Origin of the sequence: Paenibacillus sp. FSL R10-2736 (assembly GCF_038000245.1) — a bacterium.
GTDB classification, from domain to species: Bacteria; Bacillota; Bacilli; order Paenibacillales; family Paenibacillaceae; genus Paenibacillus_AQ; species Paenibacillus_AQ phytohabitans.
On sequence record NZ_JBBOBN010000002.1, the window covers coordinates 1,442,059 to 1,467,082 of the forward strand.

At 51.8% G+C, this 25,024-nt stretch carries 17 protein-coding genes; 12 read left to right on the forward strand and 5 right to left on the reverse strand.

The genetic code is table 11. The features are described from left to right. Positions 1-19: 19 nt before the first annotated feature. A complete protein-coding gene (locus tag NSQ73_RS34335; protein ID WP_340990655.1) occupies positions 20-547 on the reverse strand; it encodes a ClbS/DfsB family four-helix bundle protein in 528 nt (175 codons plus the stop codon). A gap of 67 nt (positions 548-614) precedes the next feature. Beyond that, positions 615-1,175 (reverse strand): histidine phosphatase family protein, encoded by a 561-nt coding sequence (locus tag NSQ73_RS34340; protein ID WP_042133609.1) that lies wholly within the window; start codon positions 1,173-1,175, stop codon positions 615-617. A gap of 66 nt (positions 1,176-1,241) precedes the next feature. Here NSQ73_RS34340 and NSQ73_RS34345 point away from each other — a divergent pair, with 66 nt between their 5' ends. Both NSQ73_RS34345 and NSQ73_RS34350 read left to right on the forward strand, forming a co-directional pair. Continuing rightward, positions 1,242-2,159: an AraC family transcriptional regulator gene (locus NSQ73_RS34345; protein WP_340990657.1), complete on the forward strand. Its 918-nt coding sequence runs from the start codon at positions 1,242-1,244 to the stop codon at positions 2,157-2,159. A 24-nt stretch (positions 2,160-2,183) separates the two neighbouring features. After that, entirely contained in the window at positions 2,184-2,756 is a 573-nt protein-coding gene (locus tag NSQ73_RS34350) for a GNAT family N-acetyltransferase (protein ID WP_340990658.1), read from the forward strand. A 143-nt stretch (positions 2,757-2,899) separates the two neighbouring features. Here the strand turns inward: NSQ73_RS34350 and NSQ73_RS34355 are convergent, their stop codons facing one another. Continuing rightward, positions 2,900-4,675 (reverse strand): ABC transporter ATP-binding protein, encoded by a 1,776-nt coding sequence (locus NSQ73_RS34355; RefSeq protein WP_340990659.1) that lies wholly within the window; start codon positions 4,673-4,675, stop codon positions 2,900-2,902. Continuing rightward, on the reverse strand, positions 4,662-6,437 hold the full coding sequence (locus tag NSQ73_RS34360; protein ID WP_340990660.1) for an ABC transporter ATP-binding protein: 1,776 nt from the start codon (positions 6,435-6,437) through the stop codon (positions 4,662-4,664). Before NSQ73_RS34360 ends, NSQ73_RS34355 begins: the two co-directional genes overlap by 14 nt. Before the next feature lie 233 nt (positions 6,438-6,670). Between NSQ73_RS34360 and NSQ73_RS34365 the strand changes: the two genes are divergently transcribed. Beyond that, on the forward strand, positions 6,671-8,050 hold the full coding sequence (locus NSQ73_RS34365; RefSeq protein WP_340990661.1) for an amino acid permease: 1,380 nt from the start codon (positions 6,671-6,673) through the stop codon (positions 8,048-8,050). Positions 8,051-8,401: 351 nt separating this feature from the next. Here NSQ73_RS34365 and NSQ73_RS34370 read toward each other — a convergent pair whose 3' ends face one another. After that, a complete protein-coding gene (locus tag NSQ73_RS34370) occupies positions 8,402-9,391 on the reverse strand; it encodes a DUF4003 family protein (RefSeq protein ID WP_340990662.1) in 990 nt (329 codons plus the stop codon). 171 nt (positions 9,392-9,562) lie between these two features. Between NSQ73_RS34370 and NSQ73_RS34375 the strand changes: the two genes are divergently transcribed. From NSQ73_RS34375 to NSQ73_RS34415, 9 genes are all read left to right on the forward strand, one after another. After that, entirely contained in the window at positions 9,563-11,950 is a 2,388-nt protein-coding gene (locus tag NSQ73_RS34375) for a GH36-type glycosyl hydrolase domain-containing protein (protein WP_340990663.1), read from the forward strand. 71 nt (positions 11,951-12,021) lie between these two features. Then, positions 12,022-12,480 (forward strand): putative immunity protein, encoded by a 459-nt coding sequence (locus NSQ73_RS34380; protein ID WP_340990664.1) that lies wholly within the window; start codon positions 12,022-12,024, stop codon positions 12,478-12,480. Between the two features lie 466 nt (positions 12,481-12,946). Next, positions 12,947-13,969, forward strand: a complete 1,023-nt coding sequence (locus tag NSQ73_RS34385; RefSeq protein ID WP_340990665.1) for a LacI family DNA-binding transcriptional regulator — start codon at positions 12,947-12,949, stop codon at positions 13,967-13,969. 429 nt (positions 13,970-14,398) lie between these two features. Then, entirely contained in the window at positions 14,399-15,652 is a 1,254-nt protein-coding gene (locus tag NSQ73_RS34390) for a PTS ascorbate transporter subunit IIC (RefSeq protein WP_042210595.1), read from the forward strand. 56 nt (positions 15,653-15,708) lie between these two features. Continuing rightward, a complete protein-coding gene (locus NSQ73_RS34395) occupies positions 15,709-16,050 on the forward strand; it encodes a cupin domain-containing protein (protein ID WP_340990666.1) in 342 nt (113 codons plus the stop codon). A gap of 335 nt (positions 16,051-16,385) precedes the next feature. Continuing rightward, complete coding sequence (locus NSQ73_RS34400; protein WP_340990667.1) at positions 16,386-21,413, forward strand: AAA domain-containing protein; 5,028 nt, start codon at positions 16,386-16,388, stop codon at positions 21,411-21,413. Positions 21,414-21,497: 84 nt separating this feature from the next. Further along, positions 21,498-22,337: an aldo/keto reductase gene (locus tag NSQ73_RS34405; RefSeq protein WP_340990668.1), complete on the forward strand. Its 840-nt coding sequence runs from the start codon at positions 21,498-21,500 to the stop codon at positions 22,335-22,337. A gap of 142 nt (positions 22,338-22,479) precedes the next feature. Then, positions 22,480-23,376 (forward strand): SDR family oxidoreductase, encoded by an 897-nt coding sequence (locus NSQ73_RS34410; protein ID WP_076247963.1) that lies wholly within the window; start codon positions 22,480-22,482, stop codon positions 23,374-23,376. Between the two features lie 936 nt (positions 23,377-24,312). Then, positions 24,313-25,014, forward strand: a complete 702-nt coding sequence (locus NSQ73_RS34415; protein ID WP_042133636.1) for an ABC transporter ATP-binding protein — start codon at positions 24,313-24,315, stop codon at positions 25,012-25,014. Positions 25,015-25,024 lie beyond the last annotated feature (10 nt).

Here is a 25,024-nt window from a genome sequence, read left to right on the forward strand (position 1 = left end):
GCCGGCCGGGTAGTAGAGGTTACGCCAGCTGGGCGGGGAAGTGTTTTTTCCACTTTCTGATCTTTCCCCGGAAGGTTTTGAACGGAGCTGCTGAATTAATGTGAATCCACCGGGCCATTGGCCAGTTGTCCTTGGTTCCGGTCCATTTACGCGAGCCCTGGATGAACAGCTCCTCTTCCGTCAATGTGCCGACCCAGTCCAGCCACTGCTGCTCTGATTGCCGGAATAGGCTGCGCAGTTCAGTCAGTGAATACTCAGAATATGTGCTGTAAAAGGACTGATATAATCCGCCCAGCTCATTCCACTTATAATCCTGGGCGGGCATGAGGAAGGCCTGTCCTTCCAGCTCTTTCTGATCCCAGCTCCTCACCAGCTCCAGCCATCCCAGCTGATAGGCGATGATCTCGGCAGGGGTTTTATCCACTTCAGGAATTCGCGTATCCTTATACTTATCGTCAATACCGTCATACTCGGCGTCCAAGAGCAGGTAGAGGGTATGGATCGTTTCCATCAGCTCCTGTTTGGACGAATATTCATAGCTTGCCATAGCGCTCACTCCTTTACATTGGTTATACCATAGAGCTGTGACAGCAGTCTGTCTAGTTTAACCAGAGTCAGGTCCTGTTCCAAATCCGCTGCACGCCGGTAAGTGTATCTCCATTGAAGCTTAGCTTATAGATATCCGGCATATCCAGCTGCTTCCAGAAGCCGTAATCATAACGCTTATCCAGCGCATTCATGATTAAGACCATAATGTTACCGTGAGTCCCGATGACGGCGTTACTGCCTTGGTATTGCTGCAATACTTTGTGGAGTGCCTGAACTCCCCTGTCCTGGGCAATCAGGTTTGATTCTCCGCCTTCCCAGGCAAAAGAGGGATTCTCCCATACCTTCGCAACGGCCTGGCCGAAGTCACTGACGGGTCCGCCGGACAATAACCGTTCTCTGAAATCCTCTTCGATTACAGGTTCAAGGCCCAGGGGTCCGGCCAGTCCTTCAATGGTCTGTATTGCCCGTTTATAGGGACTGGAGATCAGGACATGAATATTCTCTTGGATGAGCAGTCCGCTGACCTTTCGCGCATCTGCCTGTCCGCGTTCAGATAAAGGTCTGTTTAATTCATCGGCAGAATAAGCCGAGTGCGCATGCCTTACCAAATACAAATTTGTAACCATTATTTATCACCTCATCTGCTAATATTTGTAATGCATTGTATCATGAATGAAGCGGGGAATTCAGCGATGAATCTTGATTATAGAGAGCGGATCGATAAGGTCATTGCTTACATAGAGGAACACAGCGGTCAGCCGCTTAAGCTCGATACGCTGGCGGAGATCTCCCATTTCTCCAAATATCATTTCAGCAGAATATTCACAGCTATGGTCGGTGTGACTCCGATGGCCTTTGTAAACAGGAAGCGTATACAGCACTCACTGGTGCTGCTGACCGAAACGAATAAGACCATTCTGGAGGTTGCGGGTCAAAGCGGTTTCGAATCGGTATCGGTCTTTAATGCCCATTTCAAACGGTATTATGGCTGTACACCGGGCAGTATCAGGAACAGCAGCCGGAGAAATAGCAATTTCGCATCATCCCTCAGCAATATGCAGGCAGAATCAGCTTTCCTGGCAGATTACAATAGAGCAAGAAGTAATCCGCTGTTAAGGAGGGCTTGGGAGAGTATGGTAGAAATCAGGCAGATCCCTAAGGTTGAAGTTGCTTATATAAGGCATATTGGAAGTTACCTGGATACGTATAGCGCATGGGACAAGTTAAGCCGCTGGGCAGACCAGCAGGGTATTCATGAAGGGAATCAGCAGTTTATCGGAATATCGTTGGATGACGGGGATCTCGTAGAGGAGTCTGCTTGCCGGTATGATGCCTGCGTCACCCTTCCGGAAGGGTTTGAGCGGGAGACGCACCGGCTGCAGGTGGAATTCAAGACATTATCCGGCGGGATATATGCGGTGTATTCTTACTATGATACGGTAGACAAATTTGTCCTCGCGTATGAGAGTATGTTCAGCGTATGGTTACCCCGCAGCGGGTACGAAGCGGACGACAGGCCGTGTCTTGAATTCTGTCTGAATGATCCCATGAAGGATCAGGAAGGCAAGTGTAAGGTTGATTTGTACATCCCCATTAAGCAGCACGTATAAGTTTCGGAGAATGGAGTGGCGGGAATGAATTTGGATGTTGTATTTGAACGGTTTCCTGTACTAAGATCAGATGAACTTGTATTGAACCGAATTGAGGAGTCTCATCTGGACGAGCTGTTTGACATTTACAGCAATGACAAGGTCTTTGAATATTGCGGGATCATTCCGAAGCATAACAAGGCTACAGTCAGCAATATGATAGGACATTTCGAACGGGACTACGCCAAAAGATCAAGGATCAAGTGGGGGATCTTTGCCAGTGGTGAGGAGGGGCGTCTGCTCGGAATAATTGAAGCCTGTGATTTCAATCAGAAGGTGAATATGGTGACGATCGGCTACTTCCTGGCGGAAGCCCATTGGGGACAAGGTATTGCCTCCAAGGCTGTTGAAATCCTGCTGGATTATATCTTCAGAGAGATTCAGGTAAACAGAATTCAGGCCGAAGTCATGCTGATGAATGAACCGTCCAAGAAGGTGCTCCTGAAGACCGGTTTCATCAAGGAGGGGATGCTGCGGCAAGCCGCCTTGTGGTCAGGCAAAGGAATTGTCGATCTGGAGATATACAGTATGCTTAGGGAAGATTATATTCAGGTGTGACAATAAGATAAAAAAAGCTCAGGCCCGTTAATAGGCTTGAGCTTTTTGGTGCGTTAAGAACTAAATTATTGGGGTGATTTTTGGGGTCCCCGCAAAGTGCCTGAGTTATCTTCGAAGCTGGAGCCTCACTTTGCGGGGGAGGCTTATGCTTCCATCTTCTGCGCCGTATAGAGCCGGTGGTAGAGGCCGCGGCGGGCGATCAGCTCATCATGTGAGCCGCTTTCCGCAATGCCCTTATTCGAGACATACATGATGCGGTCGCAGTTCTTCACGGTGGACAGCCGGTGCGCGATGATGAATGAGGTACGTCCCTTAAGCAGCTCATTCAGACCCTTCTGGAGCAGACGCTCGGTCTGCGCATCAATGGAAGAAGTGGCTTCATCGAGAATGAGAATGCGCGGGTTGGCCAGCAGGGTTCTGGCGAACGAGATGAGCTGCCGCTGTCCCTGGGACAGCTTGGAGCCGCGCTCATTAACCTCCGTCAGGTAGCCCTGGTCAAATTCACGGATGAAATCATCGGCGCAGACAGCCTTCGCAGCGGCGATGACCTCTTGCTCGGTGGCATCCGGTCTGCCGTAGCGGATATTATCCAGAATCGTCCCCGAGAAGATGAAGCTGTCCTGCAGCATAATCCCCATCTGGCTGCGCAGCGATTTCAGCGTGATCCCGGCAATATCCTGCCCGTCGATCAGGATTCTGCCGCCGGTAAGGTTATAGAAGCGCGAGATCAGATTGACGACCGTAGTTTTACCTGCACCGGTCGGACCTACCAGGGCGATGCTCTCTCCGGCTGCGACATCGAAGGAGATGTTCTCCAGGATGTTCAGCCCCGGATCGTAGGCGAAGGTTACATCGTCGAAGGTGACCCGGCCCTGAACGGGCGGCAGCGCCTTCGCCCCGGGAATATCGCTGACGGTAACCGGCTCATCCAGCGTTTCGAAGATACGCTCCAGGTAGGCTACCGCATTGATGAAGTTATTGTACAGCTGGGATAGATTCAGAATCGGCTGCCAGAAGCGGGCGGCATAACTGCTCATCGCGAGAATGACACCAAGCGTCATGCTCTGCGGGTTCAGAGTCAGCAGGCCAACCAGGAAAATCATTGCCGTAACCATGGTAGACAAGTTATCGACAGTGAACGGAATAAGCGTATTGTAACGCAGTGCCCGCATCCATTCCGTGCGGAAATTACCGGCCAGACGTGTGAAGACGCCCTCATTGCGCTGTTCCCGGGAGAACATCTGGGTCACGCCGATCCCGCTGATGCTTTCCTGCAGATAGGCGTTCAGATTGGAGCTTTTGTTCGATACCGCCTGCCATGCCCGGCGCTGCCGGGTTTTGATAAGCAGCATGACACCGAGGAATACAGGCAGTCCGGCAAGGATGACGAAGGAGAGCCGGACATCGACGGCGAACATGAAGGCAGCGATGAAGATCAGATTCACGATTTCTAGGATAAAGTTAATAATTCCGTTCGACAATACGTCGGATACCGCATTGACGTAGTTAACAACCCGGATCAGGATCTTGCCCTGCGGCCGGTCATCGTAATATTTGAACGGCAAATCCTGCAGATGCTTGAACAGATCGGTACGGATATCGAAGATAATATCCTGCCCGACACTGGTCATAATCCGTGAGCGGATGGTAGCCAGAATTACGCTGGTTACAATGGTCACCAGCATCAGCGCGGACCAGCCTACCAGCGCGCCCATTTCTTTGGCGGGAATGGTCACGTCTACCACATGCTGCATAATCAGCGGGGCGGATAGGGCGATAGCCGCCGACAAGGCGCTAAGCACGAATGCGAGAATCATCGGTTTCTTCTTGCGTCTGATATAGACCATGGCCCGCCGGAAATGCTTAATATTAAACGGCGATTCCAGATTCTCATCGACATCGAATTTATTCCTGGCCACTCTGGGTCACCTGCCTTCCAATGCCCTCGTTCTGCAGCATGAATACATCGTAGTAATACCCCCGCTTGGCCAGCAGCTCGGCGTGGGTGCCTTCCTCAATCAGACGGCCGCCCTCTAGAATCAGGATGCGGTCTGCCTGGGCGGTAGTGGATACCCGCTGTGCAATGATAATCTTCGTGCAGGGATACTCCAGCTCACGCAGACTCCGCTGAATATGCTCCTCCGTCTCCAGATCGACCGCAGACGTCGTATCATCCAGGATCAGGATCGGACGGCGGACCGCCAGCGCGCGGGCAAGCGCAATACGCTGCTTCTGTCCCCCGGACAAGCCGACACCGCGTTCGCCGACTACCGTGTCATAGCCTTCCGGCATTTTGACGATGAAGTCATGGGCTGCTGCGAGGCCGGCATAGGCCTGCGCTTCTTCTTCCGTAAGCTCGGGGTCACCATAGGCGATATTCCCGTCGATCGTATCGGAGAACAGGAGGACGTCCTGCGTAGCCATCCCGATATTCCCGCGCAGTTCATCAAGCTCAAGCTCACGGACATCTCTGCCGTCTACCAGCACGCGGCCTCCGGCCACATCGTAGAACCGGGGGATCAGGTTGATCAGCGATGTCTTGCCTGAGCCTGTCGCGCCCATAATGGCGATCGTTTCGCCGGGTTCAATCGTGAAGCTCAGATCATCAAGCACGGTAGCGCTGTCATATTTGAACCGGACATGCTCGAACTCAATCCGGCCCTCATAGCGGCGGCTCTCTGTGACATTGTGCTCGTTCACAATAGCGGGGCGGGCATAATAGATATCTACGATTTTGGATAAGCTGGCAAAAAAGCGCTGGATATCATTGATAATGATCCCGATATTGCGCATAGGGTTGGATACCGCCCAGATTAGCGAGGAGAAGGCTGCGAACTCACCAAAGGTGATCCGGCCGTGCATCAGGAAGTAACCGCCGGCCAGCATCAGAATGACGTTGAAAGCTTGGGCGAAGGATTCCAGATAAGGAAAGTAATCAAGCCAGACGAGGGCCGCCTTCTTGTTCGCCACAGAGTAGTTGACATTCTTCTCCGTGAATTTGGCAATCTCAAACTCTTCACGGGCGAAAGCCTTGACTACACGGTTGCCTGAAATGTTCTCCTGGGTCGTAGTGTTAAGCTGGGACAGCCGCTCGCGCAGATCAATGTACATGGGACGGACACGTTTGGCGAAGATAAAGGCCACGACAAAAATCGGTGGCGACAGGATCAGCATCCACAGCGTCAGCTGGACATCAATCGTAAGGAAATAAATAACGGCCGCCAGAAAAATAGTCAGCGATTCAATGATCGTCTTGAAAATCCACGCCATCGAATGCCGGACCATATCCAGATCGCCTGTCATCTTGGTCATAAGATCACCGGTACGGTTGCGGTCATAATACTCCCGGTCCTGCCCCTGAATCTTGTTGTACAAATAAATGCGGATGTTGTACATCATATTCTGGGAGGATATTTCGTACTGCATGGTCGTTAGATAAGCCAGACCTGTACGGAGCAGGGAAAAGCCAATCATGCCCAGGCAGAGCGCGATGAGCAGACCCCTCTCTGTAGCAAGATTCTGCCCTGCATGGTCGCCGGCTATAAACGTATCGACAATGCGCTGGCTGAGGTACGGGTTCACAATCGTTAGACTTGAGCCCACTACCGAGAGACAAAGCGCCACGATATACCGTGCCCGGTTGCCCTCCAGGTTTTGCCACAGCCATTTAAGTTCAAACATCTGATCACCTGCTTCTGTTTTTCTTATTTCGTGTGAATAAATCAAAGTGATTATAACACTATGAAACAAAATGTATAGGTTTACAGCTAATTTTCTTGTTACAATCGACCGAACTTTTGGTGGAGTAATTCTGCATTGCGTTAATGTATGTCACAGCTTACAATGATTCTGACATACTATGATAGTTTTGCGTTCTACATAGGCAAGGGACATATATGAGGGGGAGCATTTTTTTGGAAACGAAACAGTTAACAAGAGGGCTTAAGCCGCGCCATATCGAGCTGATCGCACTCGGCGGTACGATTGGCGTAGGGTTGTTCATGGGCTCTGCAAGTACGATTAAGTGGGCGGGGCCGTCGGTGCTGCTGGCCTATCTTTTGGCCGGAATAATCATGTTTTTTGTGATGCGGATTATGGGGGAGATGCTGGTGCTCGAACCGGTCACCGGCTCCTTCGCCACCTTTGCCCACAAATACATCAGTCCGCTGGCCGGATTTCTCACTGCCTGGAGCTACTGGTTCCTCTGGGTGACTGTAGGCATGGCGGAGGTTACGGCAATCGGGATTTACGTGGGATATTGGTTCCCGGACATACCGCAGTGGATTCCGGCTCTGATTGGTGTAGGTATTATTGCGGCAGCCAATCTGGCAGCTGTGAAATTGTACGGGGAGTTTGAATTCTGGTTCGCGATGATTAAGGTGGTCGCCATTGTCGTGATGCTGGTGATTGGAACCGGAGTGATCTTCTTTGGTCTGGGGAACGGCGGACAGCCGCTCGGCTTGTCGAATCTGTACAGCCATGGAGGCTTTTTTGCGGGAGGACTGAAGGGCTTCCTGTTTGCGCTCTGCATTGTCACGGCCGCCTATCAGGGGATTGAGCTGGTGGGCATTACCGCAGGGGAAGCCGAGGACCCTAAGCAAACGCTACGAAAAGCGATCAAAAATATCATCTGGCGTATCCTGATTTTCTATGTGGGGGCAATCTTCATCATTGTAACGATCTATCCATGGAACGAAATTGGCGAAATCGGCAGTCCATTCGTGATGACCTTTGCCAAGGTGGGGATTGTCGGCGCTGCGGGCATCATCAACTTTGTCGTGCTGACAGCGGCTATGTCAGGCTGCAACAGCGGAATCTACAGTGCGGGCAGAATGCTGTATACATTAGCGCAGAACGGACAGGCTCCGAAGTTCTTCGGGAAGGTCTCGGCAAGCGGGGTGCCCAGAAACAGTATTATTACAACCATCTCCCTGCTGCTGGTCGGGGTGCTGTTCAACTACCTTATGCCGGATTCCAAGCTGTTTCTCTATATTTACAGCGCCAGTGTGCTTCCGGGAATGATTCCGTGGTTCGCTCTGGCCTTCAGCCAGTTCCGGTTCCGCGACAAGTGGAAGGGAGAAATGGCAGATCATCCGTTCAAGTCGCGCCTGTTCCCGATAAGCAACTACATTATCATTATCTTCCTGTCGCTCGTGATCGTCGGCATGTGGTTCAACCCGGACACACACTTGTCGCTGATTGTGGGGGCTTCGTTCCTGGCCATTGTTGTTGCAGGCTATTATGCCTTCGGCATTGGCAAGCGTGAGCGTCCGGAGGAGGCAGGGGAAGCATAGAAGATAATAAAGAGCCTGTCTCCAATAAATTGGGGACGGGCTCTTTTTCTGGAACCACTTTTATAGAAATGTCGCCGGAATACAATGCCGGCAGAATTGAGACTTTTGGGTAAACACTGTATCGGCCTTATGTTGTACGTAATGCAACTTTGGCTCATAGTTACCCGTGTGTTTGGGAGTATTGTTGTACAAAATACAAGAATTTTCCCGTCATACTGGCTGAAACCGAAGATATGTTGCATTTTGTGCAACAATTCTGGTTTACGGCCGATTTTTCGAAGAAAATGTTGTATTTGGTGCAGGAATTCCATCACATAACCGGTCTCTGCCACACACGGCAGGCCTATAAATCTAATTCGAAGAAGACGAGGCCGCAGCAGCGGATGTTGCGGCTGCAACCGCAATTGCCGTCTGCTGGGCAATGATGATGTTGGTAAGGCTGGTAGATAACGCGGAAGTGATAATGCCGCTTTTCACGTCGTCTATATACGTATAGGACACCAGTGCAGCAGACAGCAGGAGCAGCTCCTGCTTGTTAATCGACCAATTTCCGAAGCCCTTCCGGGTACGCAGTAACTCATACGTCTCCGAGACATCGCGTACCAGCTCTTTCTGTTCATAAGGGAGCAGCGACAGGATGCCAAGCGAAGGAAGGGTATATTCCTTGTCCATCCGGATGTCCTGTGCACGGAAGGCCTCGCGCAGGCTGAGCACCCGTTCTGCAGATCCGCCATCTTCCTCCCCAAGCAGCATTACCTGTGTCAGAGCCTGAACGCTGTTGCCGGAGAAAAACTCAGGCTTCAGAGCTACATAGAGCTGTTCCAGGCGCTCTACTCCGTGCTCGATTCCGATATTGGAAATTCCGAGCATGGCAGCGAAGATATAGTCATCCTGTCCGGTCAGGAAAGGGTGCTTCGCTCTCATGCCATCGAAGAATGCCTTCGTGCGTTCGATCACCTGGACATATTGCTCGGAAGCAGTATGGGCAGCAATCTGATAGGCGGCAATGACAAGATAGTCAGAAGCCCTGAATTTGACATCCTTCATCAGCTCATAGACGGCCAGCGTTTCGGCAAGCTGCTGCTCCGGTTTAGCAGAAAGAGAGAGCAGGGTGGCAATACTGATGGCGGAAGTCCCGCGGAAGGAAGAGAACATCCGGGTGTTCTCTTTGATCAACGCATGGTGCGCACGGATCGCTTCAGGATCGGCTGTTTTGTTCTCCACGGTGTAGAGCAATGCGGCCAGGCGGTTCACCTGAGCATTTTGCCAGGGGAATTCTTTCTTGATTCTCTGTGCATTTTCAGCGAACAATTCAAGTCTTGCCAGGTATTGTTCCTTCATCGGGTACACCTCTCATCTATACTTGGACACTTGGGCTAATTCTACTATACAAACCAAAATGATGAAAATGAATCTAATCTCATAGACTTGCCGTGTAACCTATGAGAGCGTATTCTTGAACATAGAGAAGGTACATCAGCGCATTATAAACCTGGAAAGAGAGGCATGAGAATGATAAGAGCATCTGAAGATAACGAGTATTATGAGTTGTCGAGCCCGACAATTCTGCCCAAGGCTTCAGGATTCCTATGGAATGAGCAGATGATGATTCATATGAATTGCCGCGGGTATGCGGTAGCCCAGTTCATGCAGCCCGAGCCTGCCAAGTACTCCTATGCCCCGAATCTGGAAGCCAAGACCTTCATGCAGCCGGAGCAGCCCTATTATGCCCACCATCCCGGCCGGTTTGTCTATGTGAAGGATGAGGAGAGCGGTGAGCTATTCTCTGCCCCGTATGAACCCGTACGTATGCCCCCTGATCACTATACCTTTGCAGTAGGCAAACATAATATTGTGTGGAAAATAGAGAAGAGCGGTATCGCCATCGAGATGACGCTGAGCCTGCCCAAGGATGAGCCGATGGAGCTGTGGCGCGTGAAGGTAACCAATCTGTCTTCTGCTCCACGGAAAATAAGCATCTATCCCTACTTCACCATCGGCTACATGTCATGGATGAACCAGTCCGGCGAGTATAAGGAAGCTCTGCAAGGCATCGTCGCTACAGCCGTTACGCCTTACCAGAAATATCAGGAATACGACAGAATCAAACACCTGAAGGACAAGACCTTCCTGCTGGCTGATCACGCTCCGGCATCCTGGGAGGTGAACCAGGAAGCATTCGAAGGGGAAGGCGGGATCAGCTCGCCGTCAGCGCTGAGAAGCATTCTGCTATCCCGGGGAGAATCCCGTTACGAATCGCCGGTTGCCGTTCTGCAATATCGGCTCGGCCTCGAGGCTGGTGAAGAGCGCGAATACCGGTTCATCTTCGGTCCGGCTCAGACAGAGCAGGAGATCGCTGATATCCGCCAGCGGATGTTCCAGAATGCGGATGCCGACGGCGAAGACGGATTCGAGCTTGCGGAACGTGAATACGCGGAATACATCCGCGAAGGCAGAGGCTGCATTGAGATCACGACTCCGGATGCGGATCTTGATAATCTGGTCAACCACTGGCTGCCCCGGCAGATGTACTATCACGGGCAGACGAACCGCCTGACGACAGACCCCCAGACCCGTAATTATCTGCAGGATAATATGGGCATGAGTTATATTAAGCCGCAGATAGCCAGGCAGGCTTTTCTGACTGCTCTAAGCCAGCAGGCGGTAAGCGGAGCTATGCCGGATGGCATTATTTTGCATGAGGCTGCTGAACTGAAATATATTAATCAGGTCCCGCATACGGACCATTGTGTCTGGCTGCCCATTTGCCTCAGTACCTATCTGGATGAGACGGATGATTACAGCATTCTGGAAGAGGTTGTCCCTTATGCGGGGAGTGAGGAAACCGGATCAGTCTTCGAACATATTGACCGGGCGATGCACTGGCTGATTCATGAGCGGGATGAGCGGGGTCTGAACTATATCAATCAGGGTGACTGGTGTGACCCGATGAATATGGTAGGTTACCGGGGCAAAGGAGTATCCGGATGGCTGACGATAGCTACGGCGTATGCCTGCATGATCTGGGCGGATATCTGTGATCACAGCGGCCGGCTGGAGGCTGGCAAGGCATTCCGCCTTGCGGCGGATGAGACGAATGCGATCGTCAATCAGTATTTCTGGGATGGTGAGTGGTACGCACGGGGAATCACCGATGACAATGTCGTGTTCGGAATTAGTGAGGATAAGGAAGGGCGGATCTTCATTAATCCGCAAGGCTGGGCGCTGCTCAGCGGTGCGGCCGATGAAGAGAAGCGGGAGAAGCTGATGAAGTCGGTCACGGAGCAGCTGGAGACACCATATGGGGTTGAAAAGCTGGCACCCTCCTATACCGCCATGCGGGAGGATGTAGGCCGGGTCACGCAGAAGCATCCGGGCACCGCCGAGAACGGGGCAGTCTATAATCATGCCGCAGCGTTCTATATCTATGGCCTGTATGCGGTGGGAGAGCAGGATCAGGCGTACCGCCTGCTGCGCAAAATGCTCCCTGGACCCGACTTTGAGGATATCATCAGACGGGGCCAATTGCCTGTCTTCATCCCCAACTATTACCGCGGTGCTTACAAGCAATTCCCGAAGACTGCCGGACGCTCCAGCCATCTGTTTAATACTGGCACCGTTCCGTGGGTATACCGCTGCCTGATAGATGGCCTGTTTGGACTCCAGGGCATGCGCGAAGGACTGCAGGTGAAGCCGCAGCTCCCTTCCGATTGGCCGGAGGTTACGGTTAAGCGTAACTTCAGAGGTGCCGGGCTGCATATCAAGATGCAGCGTGAAGCGGGGGTTAAGGCGACAGAGGTCTATCTGGACGGCCAGTTAGCGGAGGGTGGTATTCTTAAGGATCTGAAACCTGGTACGGTGTATAATGTGCTGGTCAAGCTTCCGCTAAGCAATGCCTGATAGAAACATATAATATAGGAAAAGGCCGGAATCTCAGGAGGATTCCGGCCTTCTTCCAAGGGAGGAATATAGTGAAAGCGAAACTGGCCGCGGGCGGACTGGATAAGTCCATCGCCGCGCTTGCAGGCGCAAGTAATCATCAAGTGTTAGCGCTCTGGGCTGCCGACTGCGCCGAGCGCGTGCTGCCTTATCTGGAGGCAGCATGCCCGGAAGACCAGCGGCCGCGGCAAGCGGTTGAAGCAGGACGCGCCTGGGTGCGCGGTGAGCTTAAGATGGCCGCAGCCCGCCAGGCAGCGTTTGCCGCTCATTCAGCGGCCCGTGACGCCGGTCCGGCAGAGGCTTGCGCTGCAGCCCGCGCTGCCGGACATGCTGCGGCAACTGCGCATGTTGCCGCTCATGCAGTGCATGCCGCAACCTATGCCGTCAAGGCTGTTCATGCCGCGGCGGCCCCTGACGGAGCGGAACTCGCCGTCACGCAGGAGCGTGAATGGCAGTACCGGCATCTGGCCAGCTTAACGAGGCCTGATTAGTTGAGGGGGAGGACTGGTGGAGGTCCTCCTGCGCTCCTTTTGGCAGCAGTCAGTTACACTGACTTGAAATCCTGCACTAAATACAATATTACCTTCATTAAATCGACCGTAATCGGAAATTGTTGTACAAAAGGCAACATTTCTCCTCTTGCAGACGGCTTAGCGGTAGAATTCTTGTATTTCATACAACAATTCTCTTAAACACACAGATATGATTGAATCAAAGTTGCAAAACGTACAACATTTATGATTTATTGCTTTGCCGGCTGCAAAAGATCCCGCGATTCGCTTAAAGAATGAATTCTGAACAAACTGTGTCGTTCCCGCCTGGGCAAATTTATGCCTGATTTCCTACCCGCCCAAGAAAGTATATAATACAGTAGAACTCACATGCGTCGTGAAAACACTTTGGCACACGGGCGAAGTGTCTTTTTGCATAAGGGAAAGTGTTGTAGGGGGCTGGATCATGGCAGTTACGATGAAGGAAGTTGCCGAACTTGCAGGGGTATCCAAAAGTACGGTTTCGCAATTTCTGAACAAGAGATTCAACTATATGAGTGTGGATACGAAGAAGAAGATTGAAGAGGCCATTGAAGAGCTTAACTATATTCCCAATGAGGTGGCCCGCAGTCTCAAGCATAAGAAGACGTTCATTGTAGGTGTGATTTCCTCAACCATTCTATCAAAATTCACTACGGAGGTTGTGCGTGCCATCGAGGATGAATGCCAGCTGAAGGGGGTGCAGGTGATCGTCTGCAACACTGATGATGACCCGCTCAAGGAGAAGAAATACGTTCAGTCGATGATTGCGCGGCAGGTGGACGGCCTGATTATTTTTCCGACGGAAGAGAATAAGAAGATGTATTCCTCGCTGGTTAAGAATGGTTATCCATTTGTATTTGTTGACCGTAAAATAGATGATATCAGCGTGGACACCGTACTGCTCAATAACGAAAAAGCCAGCGAGCTGGCAGTCGAAGCCTTCGTCCTTCATAACCATACCCAAATAGGAATCATCACCTTCCCGCTTGGAAAAAAGGCAATTACCACGCGGGTTGAGCGCTTGTCCGGTTACAGAAATACGCTGAAGAAGCATAGTCTTCCGGTGAAAGAGAGCTATATCAAAAGCGGCAGGCTGGACGAAATGCCGGCGCTGATCGGGCAGCTGTTCCATATGGACAATCCGCCTACTGCCATCATCGCCACCAATGACATGATTCTGGAGCAGGTGCTGATCTACGCCAAGAATAACCGCTTAAGCATACCGGAGGATTTCTCCCTGATCGGGATCGATGATGTATCCTTTGCTTCCTTCTACAATCCGCCGATTACGACCATATCCCAGCCAAGCTTTGAAATGGGGAAAAGAAGCGCCCGGCTGCTGCTCGACTTAATTGACCAGAAGGAAGAAGAGCAGGATGGGCGGCCCGAGCTGGTCCGTTTGAACCCTGAGATTAACCATAGGGAATCGGTCCGCAGGCTGGACTGAACGATTAGGAGCATAGAGTATTGAATCGCGCAGCTTACTTTCTTTTGGACCGGAGACAGAACCGGAGAAGGAGAGTAAGTCTTTTTTTGCTTTGGAAACGGTTTTATTTTTTCTGTTGCAAAAAGCAGATATCACGTTATAATGATCGTATGATTCGAGTAATGAATACCCTTGCATTCCCGATTGTTCCTGTTTTTAACAATGATAGCGTGTTCTTTTGAAGAGGGGGTACCGGATGGTGGTTAATGAGTGAAGTGTTTGATTATGGTTGTGATTTTGTTCACAAACAAACAGAGTAGTTTTATTGCACAATGTTAAGGCATGTTGTTTCATGGTTTACGGGAGGACCAAATTTTTTTAGAATTCTACTAAATCGATTTAGTAACTAGTTTAAAACTATAACCTTGAGAAAGAAGTTGGAGACCCGCCATGCATATGTTTATGAGTATTATCAAAGAACCATCGATTATTATTGCCATTGTGACGCTTCTCGGCCTCATCTTCCAGCGTAAGAAGATTCCTGAAATTATTACGGGCACAACCCTTTCCTTCATGGGCTTCACCATGATCAAAGTAGGCGGCGGTATCCTGGGCGGCGTGCTCACCAACTTCAGCAAAATGTTCTCATATGCCTTCCACCTCAAGGGTGTTGTGCCGAGTAACGAAGCGATCATGGCGCTGACCATTGATCAGATTGGAGCAGACGCTGCGCTGATCCTGCTGTTCTCCATGATTCTGAACATTGTGCTTGCACGGGTAACGAAGTTCAAATACATCTATCTGTCTCTGCACCTTGTTCTGTTCATGAGCTTCGCCGCTACTGCGGTTATGAAAGGTCTGGGACTAAGCTCAGTAGTGACTGTTATTGTCGGTTCCCTGGCCATAGGCAGTTACATGGCGGTATTTCCTTATCTGCTGCGCAATGCCAGCCGGAACATCATCAAGTCGGATGAATATACCATCGCTCATGCTTCCATGACCTCCTACATCATCGGTACGTACCTGGGCAAAGTGTTCGGCAACCGTGAGAATGATACGGAGAACATCAAGATTAACGACCGGATCAGCTTTTTGCGCGATCCCAATGTGGCTACTACCTTAACGATGCTGGTGCTGCTGCTGGTGTCGGGGCTCGTCGCCGGTGCTGATTTTGTAAATGAATTATCAGAGGGCAAGGAATATATCGTCTTCATTCTGGAGCAGGCTGCAATTTTTGCCGCCGGGTTGTATATCGCCAAAGCCGGTGTTAAGCTGTTTACTACAGAAATCGTCCCTGCCTTCAAAGGCTTCTCCCAAGTGTTCGCTCCGGGCGCAATCCCAGGCGTGGATGTCCTGGTTCTGTTCGACAAATCGCCGAATTCCGCTCTGGTCGGATTCCTGGTCAGCTTCTTCACGGGTGTGGCCTGCGTGTTCCTGTTCCCGCTCGTTGGATTGCCGGTAATTGTTCCTGGAATTATGGCCTGCTTCCTGGCCGGCGGTGCTGCTGCGATCTTTGGGAATTCCAGCGGCGGCTTCAGAGGGGCTGTCATTTCCAGCTGTCTGAACGGTTTCCTGCTGTGTCTGCTGCCTGCTCTTACGTTGCCACTGTTCTCCTACCTGGGAGCTGAAGGGGTAACATTTGCTGATCCGGACTTCACTTCTTTGTCGGTTATCCTATGGGGGATTTTCCGCTGGTTCCATTAATTTTTTTGCGCATTAACTAAATCGATTTAGTGACTATTGAATAGGAGGTATTATTTATGTTTTATCACGATCAAGAGATTCAGGCTGTAACTGTAGACAGCAATACTACCCGTAAGGTGCTCGCTCACAGCGACCAGATCATGTATACCAAGGTGATGTTCGCCCAAGCCCAGGCAGGAGAAATCCCGCTGCACAAGCATGTGCATGAACAGGTGACTTATGTGCTGCAGGGCAGCTTTCAGTTCATGATCGATGACGGTGAAACGCAGGATATACAGACCGTCAAGGCTGGCGACAGTATCCACTTCCCGTCCAATGTGCTTCACGGCTGTATCCCGCTGGAGGATGACGGCATTTTACTGGATGCTTTTACACCGGCACGGGCGGATTTTCTTTAGAAGAGTAATTGAAAAGCAGATAAGGTTCATGAGAGGCGCGGGGAATCCGCGTCTCTTTTTTTGGAAATAATTATACTATGGAGTCTACACAAAGTACCTGATTAAACATCGCAGTTAAAGCCCCGCCTTGCGGGGTTATTTGAAAATATAAGAATTTATATGTTTCACATGATAAATTATCCTTCTATTTCTCGCTGAAACGGTACGGTCCTTTAAAGGACGGTACCGTTTCTACTTGGTATGGAAATATGGGTATTTTAACCTGGCCGATTATATTATAATTAGTTCAAAAAACAGGATCTTTGTCGCAAAAGGACAGAGAAGAAGGGCTTTGTATGGGAATTAGTGAAGATCAGCGAATCGCAGCGAAACAGAAGCTTATTCAGGTATTCACCTATCTGCAGGCTCTGCACCAGCTGAAGCAGCCGATAATCAAGCATATATCCGGGCAGTTATGGTCGCAGTCCCTTGCGGATCTGCCGGTTCATTCTAATGTGACCTGTGATTTCACAGAGGGGATAAGCCCTTCTGAACGTATAGACGAGGAGATGCCTGAGGTTCTGCTGCGCGTGAAGCGGCCTGACCGGATAGCCTGTCCGAAGCCGCCGGAGCTGCTGCAGCGCTGGCTGAAGCCGGATTGGGAGAAAATTCATACCCGCCCGGAACGGCTGGAGAGCATGGACAGCTACCGGGAGGCTGCGGATTCCGGGGAATATGAGGCTTATGTTGAACGTTTCGATCAGGACGAAGAGAGAGTGCGACTCTGGGAGAATTGGACTCAGGAGCGTGAGGCCTGGCAGGAGCGGGAGTGGCCTGTCCGCAGAACAATTAAGCTGTTCGAGGATTTGTACATGCTCTATTCGTGGATTGAGCGTGAGCGGGACACTGTGGAGCTGATGATCGGCGACGGGATTCTGCACTGGGAGCTTACACCGGAGACGATTCACCATCCGGTGCTGCTACAGAGGATCGAGCTTGTATTCGATCCGGAAGGACCCGAATTTACAGTTATAGCCTCCGAAGCCGCCCCCGAATTTCATGGCTCCTTGTTCAGAGATGTGCCTGAAGTCAGTCCCGGGTCGATTAAGAAATGCATCGCGGATTTGCTCGAGGCTGCATGCTCCCCTTTGGATTTCACGGATACGGATGAATATTTGCGCAAAGTATCCGGATACTTGTCTGCCCAGACAGCGTTTATTCCTTATAATAGAACATCTGCACAACCGGCTCAGGACAAGACAGCAGTGTATATCCGGAGAGAACCGGTTATTTTCCTGCGCAAGCGGTCGGCCGGTTTCGATCATGCGTTCGAAGAGATTATTCAGGATTTACAAGATAGAGAGGAACTCCCCCAGGCGATTGCCAGAATTACCGGCATTGATCCGGGGGAGGCTTCAGACGGAACGCAGGTGTTTTCGTATTCGAATTTGAATGTGAATGGTGAGAACGAAGAGATTCTGTTCACCAAAGAAGCGAACTCAGAGCAGCTGGATATTGCTCTTAAGCTGGGCAGGTATGGTTCTGTTCTGGTGCAGGGCCCGCCGGGTACCGGGAAGACGCATACGATTGCCAATCTGCTGGGCCATTTCCTGGCGGAAGGCAAAAGCGTACTGGTCACCAGTCATACCTCAAGGGCACTCGCCGTGCTGCGTGATAAGGTGGCAAGGCCGCTTCAGGATCTGTGTGTCAGTGTGCTGGATGATGCCAGCGGGCAGAAGCAGCTGGAGAATTCCATCGATAAGATTACTTCCACCTTAAGCTCCATATCCATTGAACAGACGGAAGCGGAAGTAGAGCAGCTGACTGCCGGACGCAAATCCATTCTGGAGCAGATCAGAGGCATTGAAGACAGATTGCGGCTCTCCAGAGAGAACGATTACCGGTCTATTGTTATGTTTGGCACTTCCTTCGATCCTTCTGCAGCTGCCAAAATGATCTCCGCAGGCCGGCATACGATGGAGCTGGTGCCGGGAAGGATAGCGGCCGGGCAGGCTTGTCCGCTTACTCCTGACGAGCTGGAACAGTTATATAGAAGCACTGGGGAAATTAGTGCGCTGGATGAAGCGGAATTCCAGTACTTACGCAATCGTATAGAACTGCCTGTCACTCCTGAAATTTTCCATGAGCTTGTGCTGGAATATCAGACACTTGCCGCTGCAGATACCGTCAGACATCTTCCTTACTTCAAGCCCGGTATTGTACATCCCGGGAAGCTGAACGCCGCTCTCCAGCAGCTGCATGAGGCGTTTGGTGCCGTTACTGAGGAAGAGTGGAAGCTGGATCTGATTTCGGCAAAAGATAATGATAAGCACGATTGGACTGATCTGCTGGAAGAAGTGGAGAAGTGGCTTGAGCTGTACCGTGCCGCCAGAACTGCGCGGTACAGATATGGTTTTGAACATTTGGCCGATACGGACCTGCAGCCGCTGCTGCCTGTACTGGAGGAGATGAAGCGGTATCTGGAAGACGGGGGGAAGCTGAGCACGTTCCAGCTGTTGCTTAAGAGGCAGTGGAAGAAGGCCTGCGAGCTTATTGCGCCTCCCGGCAAAGGAATTGAAGAGGTCAACGCTGCCTACCTGGAGGCTCTGCTTACTATCGGTACCTATCAGGCGCAGCGTGCCAAGTCCGTCATCCGCTGGAAGCGTCAGGTTACGGACGGGGGCGGATATGATCTGGCCCGGTTCGGACCGCAGCCCGAAGAGTATATGGATAACATTATTCAGGAGATCCGCAGCCTGCTGGACTGGCGGCAGACAAGCTTTGATGCGCCGATTCATTCCCTCGAGAGCGAGGGGCTGCTGTGGAATGTTCTGCTGAATGCCAAGCCTATGACGGTAGGCAAACATATGGAGTGGGTTCATATGCGGGAGCTGGTAGAGCAAGAGCTTCCTTCTATTATATGTTCCATTATTAATGCAGAGAAATGGAGAACAGTTAAAGAGCAGATTGCGGAAGCAGGCAGGGCTGCAGAGTCGCTGGCAGATTCCCGTTCCGCTATAGCCCGCCGGCTGCAGGAGAGTGTAGCCCGGCTGGATCGGCAGTCCTATGAGCAAGCGTATCAGGCAGTTCAGCAATTATGGGATAAAAGCGAGCGGATCGGCCAAAGGGAAGAATGGCTGGAGCGGCTGCAGCAGAGCGCTCCGGATTGGGCGGAGGCGCTCAAGGACAGAAGCGGAATCCACGGAGAGCACCGGGCCCCCGATGGACTTGAAGCGGGTTGGCTGCTTAAACAATTGGATATGGAGCTTGATCAGCGGGCGGGCATCTCCGCACAACAACTTCAAGAAGAACTGGTGGAGATTCGTAAAAAGTTCAAAGCGGCCACACTTCAATTAGTGGAGAAGAAGGCCTGGCTGGCGCTTGCCCGGAAAACTACGCTGAAGCAGCAGAACGCTCTTCATGGCTGGAAGCTGCTGATGAAAAAAGCCGGCAAACGTACGGGAAAAGCGGCTCCCCATTTGCTTGCCGAAGCCCGGAAGCTGATGCCGGTCTGCCAGACAGCTGTTCCTGTCTGGATTATGCCCACATACAGAGTGGTCGACAGCTTCACTCCGTCGGAGAACCGGTTCGATGTGGTTATCGTGGATGAAGCCAGCCAGGCAGATATTATGGCGTTGACAGCACTGTATCTGGGCACACAAATTGTCGTGGTAGGCGATGATGAGCAGGTGAGCCCGGAAGCCATCGGCCAGAGGCTCGATGAGACCAGAAGGCTGATGGATGCCCATCTGGAGGGGATTCCCAATGCCGCACTTTATGACGGCAGCACCTCAATTTATGACTTAGCCAAAACTTCATTCGCGGGCATGACGCAGCTTAGGGAGCATTTCCGCTGTGTGGAGCCGATTATCCAGTTCAGCAACCTGCTCTCCTATAATGGTTCCATTCTTCCGCTCCGCGATGCCGGCGGAGTAACCACGAAACCGTATACCGTAGAATACCGGGTTGAGGGCGGGAACCGGAACAGTAAACGCAATGAGGCAGAAGCAGAGGCCATTGCTTCGCTAATTCTGTCTGCTATCCAGCTGGAAGAATACAAGGATGCTACATTTGGCGTGATTACGCTGCTTGGCGAAGAGCAGGCCATTCTGATTGACCAGTATTTGCAGAAGTATATTCCGGCAACGGAATACAAGCGGCGGAAGATTCGCTGCGGCAACTCCGCCCAGTTTCAGGGGGATGAGCGCGATATTGTGTTCCTGTCCATGGTGGACGCTTCAGAGGAAGCTGTGCCTCTGCGCCTCATCTCTGATCCGGGGAACCGCACCAAGAAAAGGTATAACGTAGCTGTAAGCCGCGCCCGCGACCAGCTATGGCTGGTGCACTCACTTGATTCCGTAGCCCAGCTCAAAGAAGGGGATTTGCGGAAACGGTTAATTGAATATGTCAGAAATCCGTATGCAGCGGATGAAACGTATAAACAGCATGAGCCTGTACTGGAATCCGAATTCGAGCGGCAGGTTATGCGGCGGGTGATGGACGAAGGCTATAGAGTACTGCCTCAATGGAAAGTAGGGGCGTACCGGATTGATATGGTTGTTGAAGGCGGCGGGAGACGTCTGGCGGTGGAATGCGACGGAGACAAATGGCATCCGGCAGAGAAGCTTAAGGAAGATATGGATAGACAAGCCATACTGGAACGCCTTGGCTGGAGTTTTGTGCGGCTGCGGGGCGGTGAATATTTCCGGAATCCGGAGCAGGCGCTGCAGCCGCTGTTCCGCAGACTGGAGGAGCTCGATATTCCCCGTGAGCTTCACCGGCAGGAGGCGGAGGCGGATGACGGGGATGCCGGACAACCTGCGCTGAAGACGGTTATCGTAAACAGGGCAGCGCAGATCCGGCGGGAATGGCAGGAGCTTGAACGGGAACCTGGTGTTGAAGATTCGAGCTCTCCGGGGTCAGCGGCGGAGCCGGAGGGGTTCATTGCTGCGGAGCAAGCGCAAGAGGAGACGGCGGAATTCTTTTATCAGGAAATCAGCCGGCAGCCGAATTTGACGGACTATTGGACGGAAGAAATGCGAAGCAGGGAAGAAGACAGACAGGCGGTGCTGGAGCAGGAGCTTAGCTTGCTGGAAGCGGATGCGGGTCTGGAGCTTCCTTACTGGCAGGGCCTAACGGCCGACAGTTCTGGAACGGGAGAGGATGGGGACTCCGGCTCCGGATTTAACCTGGTGGAATATTTGCGCAGCCGGGATTTGCAGTTTGTAGATACCAGAGATCAGGACGGTGCAGTCTGGATCATTGAAGACCTGAACCTGATCCGCTATTTGCCGGAATTACGGCGGAAGGCAGTACCGTTTAATTATCTGAAGGAAGGGGTATATGCTACCCGCTGGAGAGCCGCCTGGTATAGCAGATCATGAGAATAATGATATGGGGCTTTTTGATATTACCCTCATTCTCTGCGATAATGTAAGCAACTATCTTAATAGGGAGGCTGCATCATCATGGCAAATCACATTCCAGAAGTAGTGTTGAACGACGGATTGAAAGTGCCTGCGATTGGCTTTGGAACGGCGTGGATTAAAGGCACGGAGGGAGTACAGCATCTGAAGACTGCCCTTGATTTGGGCTATCGCCTGATTGATTCAGCATTTAACTATGAGAACGAAGGCGTTGTCGGGGAAGCGGTGCGGCAGGGCGGAGTGCCCAGAGACCAGCTGTTCATTACCTCCAAGCTGCCGGGACGTCACCACAAGTATGATGAGGCGATCGTGACCGTTCAGGAATCGCTGTACCGGGCAGGGCTGGATTATTATGATCTGTATCTGATCCATTGGCCGAATCCGAAGGTGAACCTGTATGTAGAAGCATGGCAGGCACTTATCGATGCCCGGAAGCAGGGGCTGATCCGCTCTATAGGGGTAAGTAATTTCCTGCCGGAGCATCTGGACCGTCTGGTTCAGGAAACTGGCGTAGCACCGAGCATCAATCAGATTGAGCTGCATCCGTATTACAATCAGGCAGAGCAGCGTGCTTACCACGGGAAACACGGGATTATTACAGAATCCTGGAGTCCGCTGGGACGCGGCACGGAGCTGCTGAAGAATGAACAGCTCGGCGCAATTGCCGCCGCCCATCATAAATCCATCTCACAGATTGTTCTGCGCTGGCATGTTCAGCTGGGTGCTGTTCCGATTCCGCGATCCTCTTCGGAAGAGCATCAGCGGGAGAATATTAATATTTTCGACTTTACGCTGTCCGATGAAGAGATGAAGCTAATCTCGGATATTCCGACAACCGGCCCGCTGTGGGATCAGGACCCTGCGGTGTACGAAGAGTTTTAAGAAGGGTTGAATGGAAAGTGTTAAGCCTCTTGCTTATTTAGTAGGGGGCTTTTTCATATCCCTTGTCATACATAATTCGTTTAGGAAAATGGGAAGCTGGTTACATAGAAAGAGTCAGAAGCCTACAGAGGAGGAATACACAATGAGCGATCAGTATACGATTCAGGACCCTGCGAAGCAATATGAAAAAGCTACGCCGGAGTTTGAACAGCAGCAGCCGAGTCCCGGCCTGGAGAAGAAGATGCACCCGCGTCCCGATGACGGGGCGGGAACGTACCGCGGCAGCGGACGGCTTACCGGCCGCAAGGCCGTTGTAACCGGAGCGGACAGCGGAATCGGGCGGGCGGTAGCCATTGCTTTTGCCCGTGAAGGGGCTGATGTGGTTCTTGCCTATCTGCCGGAGGAAGAAGCTGACGCGAAGGAAGTTGTCCAGCTGGTGGAGGAAGCCGGCCGCAAAGCCGTTGCCGTGCCAGGCGATCTGAAGGACGAGAAGTACTGTGAACAACTGATTGAGAAGGCCGTGGAAGAACTGGGCGGGATTGATATCCTGGCCAATATCGCGGGCAAGCAGCAGTTTGTACCGGATATCGCTGATTTGACCACCGAGCAATTCGATGCAACCTTCAAGACCAATGTATATGCGCTGTTCTGGCTCTGTAAAGCGGCGGTGAAGCATATGAAGCCGGGCAGTACGATCATTAACACTGCTTCCATTCAGGCTTATGAGCCTGCGCCGATTCTGCTGGATTATGCCACCACCAAAAGCGCAATCAACACCTTCAGCAAATCGCTGGCTCAGCAGGTAGCCGCCAAGGGAATCCGGGTTAATGTTGTGGCACCTGGACCTGTATGGACTCCGCTTCAGGTAAGCGGCGGACAGCCGCAGGAAGCGCTGAAGGATTTCGGAGCCAAAACACCACTCGGCCGTCCCGGCCAACCGGCTGAAATGGCCCCGGCCTATGTATTTCTGGCCAGCCAGGAATCCAGTTATGTCAGCGGCGAGACTTTGAATGCTAACGGCGGTATGCCGACACCTTAAATCAGCGTATAAGCTCAAACCTCCGCAAGGAGGTTTTTTGTTATATTGGGAATTATGATATTTGTCTGTAGTGGATAAAGTCGGATTAGGAGCAGATTCGTCTGACGGACGAATGTGTTCTTATAGCAGGATTCCCAGTGAATCCGCCGAAAGTCCGGAAGTGGGCGGCCTGGGGAAATCAAAGGGATAAATCCCTCTAATCCCACCGAAAGCGGGCGGTACGGGAAAATCAAAGGGATAAGTCCCTCTAAATCCGCCAAAAGTGGGCGGTAGGGGAAAATCAAAGGGATAAATCCCTCTAATCCCGCCGTAAGTGGGCGGTACGGGAAAATCAAAGGGATAAATCCCTCTAATCCCGCCGAAAGCGGGCGATACGGGAAAATCAAAGGGATAAATCCCTCTAATCCCGCCGGAAGTGGGCAGTACGGGAAAATCAAAGGGATAAATCCCTCTAAATCGGCCGAAAGTGGGCGGGAGGCGGAAATGAGGAGCAAAAGTGCCCCTGATTTGACCGAGTGTGGGCAAAAGGAGAAAATGAGGAGCATTAGTGCCCCTGATTTCATCGAATGCAGGCAAAAGGAGGAAATGAGGAGCATTAGTGCCCCTGATTTCACCGAGGGCGGGCAAAAGGAGAAAATGAAGAGCATTAGCGCCCCTGAATCCGCCGAAAGTGGGCGGAAGGCGGAAATGAGGAGTGGCCTTTATATCTACATAAGCTGCACAGCCCGCATAACCGCATAAGCTCCAGCCTAATTCAGCCGTTAGGGTGATTTTGTTCTGATTCCGTTATTCCGCGAGGAACGGGGCAGGGGGTTGCCGCATAATCCCGCTTTTGTATTTATAGGGGGCTCTTGTGCTAAACTTGAGAGCAGGGCTGCATTGCCGGCATGTATGCCCAAGCAAAGGCGGTTTGTGGAGAAGACAGGAGGAGATGGCATGGCGTTTGTTACTGTGAAAGGCGAATATAAGCGGTATAAGATGGGGGAGACCCTGATTGTAGCCAATGACGGAATTGATTTTGAAATTGAACAGGGCGAGTTCGCTGTGATTGTAGGTCCCAGCGGAGCGGGGAAATCGACGGTGCTTAACATACTGGGCGGGATGGATTCCGCCGACGAAGGCCAGGTCATTGTGGACGGTACCGACATCGCTCGTTTCAGCGCCAAAGAATTGACCGGCTACCGCCGTAATGACGTGGGTTTTGTATTCCAGTTCTATAATCTTGTACCCAATCTGACGACGCTGGAGAATGTTGAGCTGGCATCCCAGATCTCTCCGCGTGCGCTGGATGCCCGTAAGGTGCTGGAGGATGTAGGACTTGGAGAGCGGCTGAATAACTTTCCAGCCCAGCTGTCCGGCGGGGAGCAGCAGCGTGTCGCCATTGCCAGAGCGCTGGCCAAACAGCCGAAGCTGCTGCTCTGCGATGAGCCGACTGGTGCGCTCGATTACAATACCGGCAAACAGGTACTGAAGCTGCTGCAGGATACCTGCCGCAATACCGGAACCACGGTTATTGTCATTACGCATAACTTGGCTATTGCACCGATGGCGGACCGGGTTATTGAAATCAATAACGCGAAGGTACGGAAAATGGTGAGGAACGCAACACCGGTATCCGTGGAAGATATCGAATGGTAAGGAGCCGGAG

Excerpts from the sequence above, each read along its gene's own strand:
- NSQ73_RS34340 (WP_042133609.1), bottom strand. The coding sequence starts at position 1,175 with ATGGTTACAAATTTGTATTTGGTAAGGCATGCGCACTCGGCTTATTCT.
- NSQ73_RS34390 (WP_042210595.1), top strand. The coding sequence starts at position 14,399 with ATGCATATGTTTATGAGTATTATCAAAGAACCATCGATTATTATTGCC.
- NSQ73_RS34405 (WP_340990668.1), top strand. The coding sequence starts at position 21,498 with ATGGCAAATCACATTCCAGAAGTAGTGTTGAACGACGGATTGAAAGTG.
- NSQ73_RS34415 (WP_042133636.1), top strand. The coding sequence starts at position 24,313 with ATGGCGTTTGTTACTGTGAAAGGCGAATATAAGCGGTATAAGATGGGG.
- NSQ73_RS34350 (WP_340990658.1), top strand. The coding sequence starts at position 2,184 with ATGAATTTGGATGTTGTATTTGAACGGTTTCCTGTACTAAGATCAGAT.
- NSQ73_RS34395 (WP_340990666.1), top strand. The coding sequence starts at position 15,709 with ATGTTTTATCACGATCAAGAGATTCAGGCTGTAACTGTAGACAGCAAT.
- NSQ73_RS34375 (WP_340990663.1), top strand. The coding sequence starts at position 9,563 with ATGATAAGAGCATCTGAAGATAACGAGTATTATGAGTTGTCGAGCCCG.
- NSQ73_RS34370 (WP_340990662.1), bottom strand. The coding sequence starts at position 9,391 with ATGAAGGAACAATACCTGGCAAGACTTGAATTGTTCGCTGAAAATGCA.
- NSQ73_RS34345 (WP_340990657.1), top strand. The coding sequence starts at position 1,242 with ATGAATCTTGATTATAGAGAGCGGATCGATAAGGTCATTGCTTACATA.
- NSQ73_RS34410 (WP_076247963.1), top strand. The coding sequence starts at position 22,480 with ATGAGCGATCAGTATACGATTCAGGACCCTGCGAAGCAATATGAAAAA.
- NSQ73_RS34385 (WP_340990665.1), top strand. The coding sequence starts at position 12,947 with ATGGCAGTTACGATGAAGGAAGTTGCCGAACTTGCAGGGGTATCCAAA.
- NSQ73_RS34400 (WP_340990667.1), top strand. The coding sequence starts at position 16,386 with ATGGGAATTAGTGAAGATCAGCGAATCGCAGCGAAACAGAAGCTTATT.
- NSQ73_RS34360 (WP_340990660.1), bottom strand. The coding sequence starts at position 6,437 with ATGTTTGAACTTAAATGGCTGTGGCAAAACCTGGAGGGCAACCGGGCA.
- NSQ73_RS34335 (WP_340990655.1), bottom strand. The coding sequence starts at position 547 with ATGGCAAGCTATGAATATTCGTCCAAACAGGAGCTGATGGAAACGATC.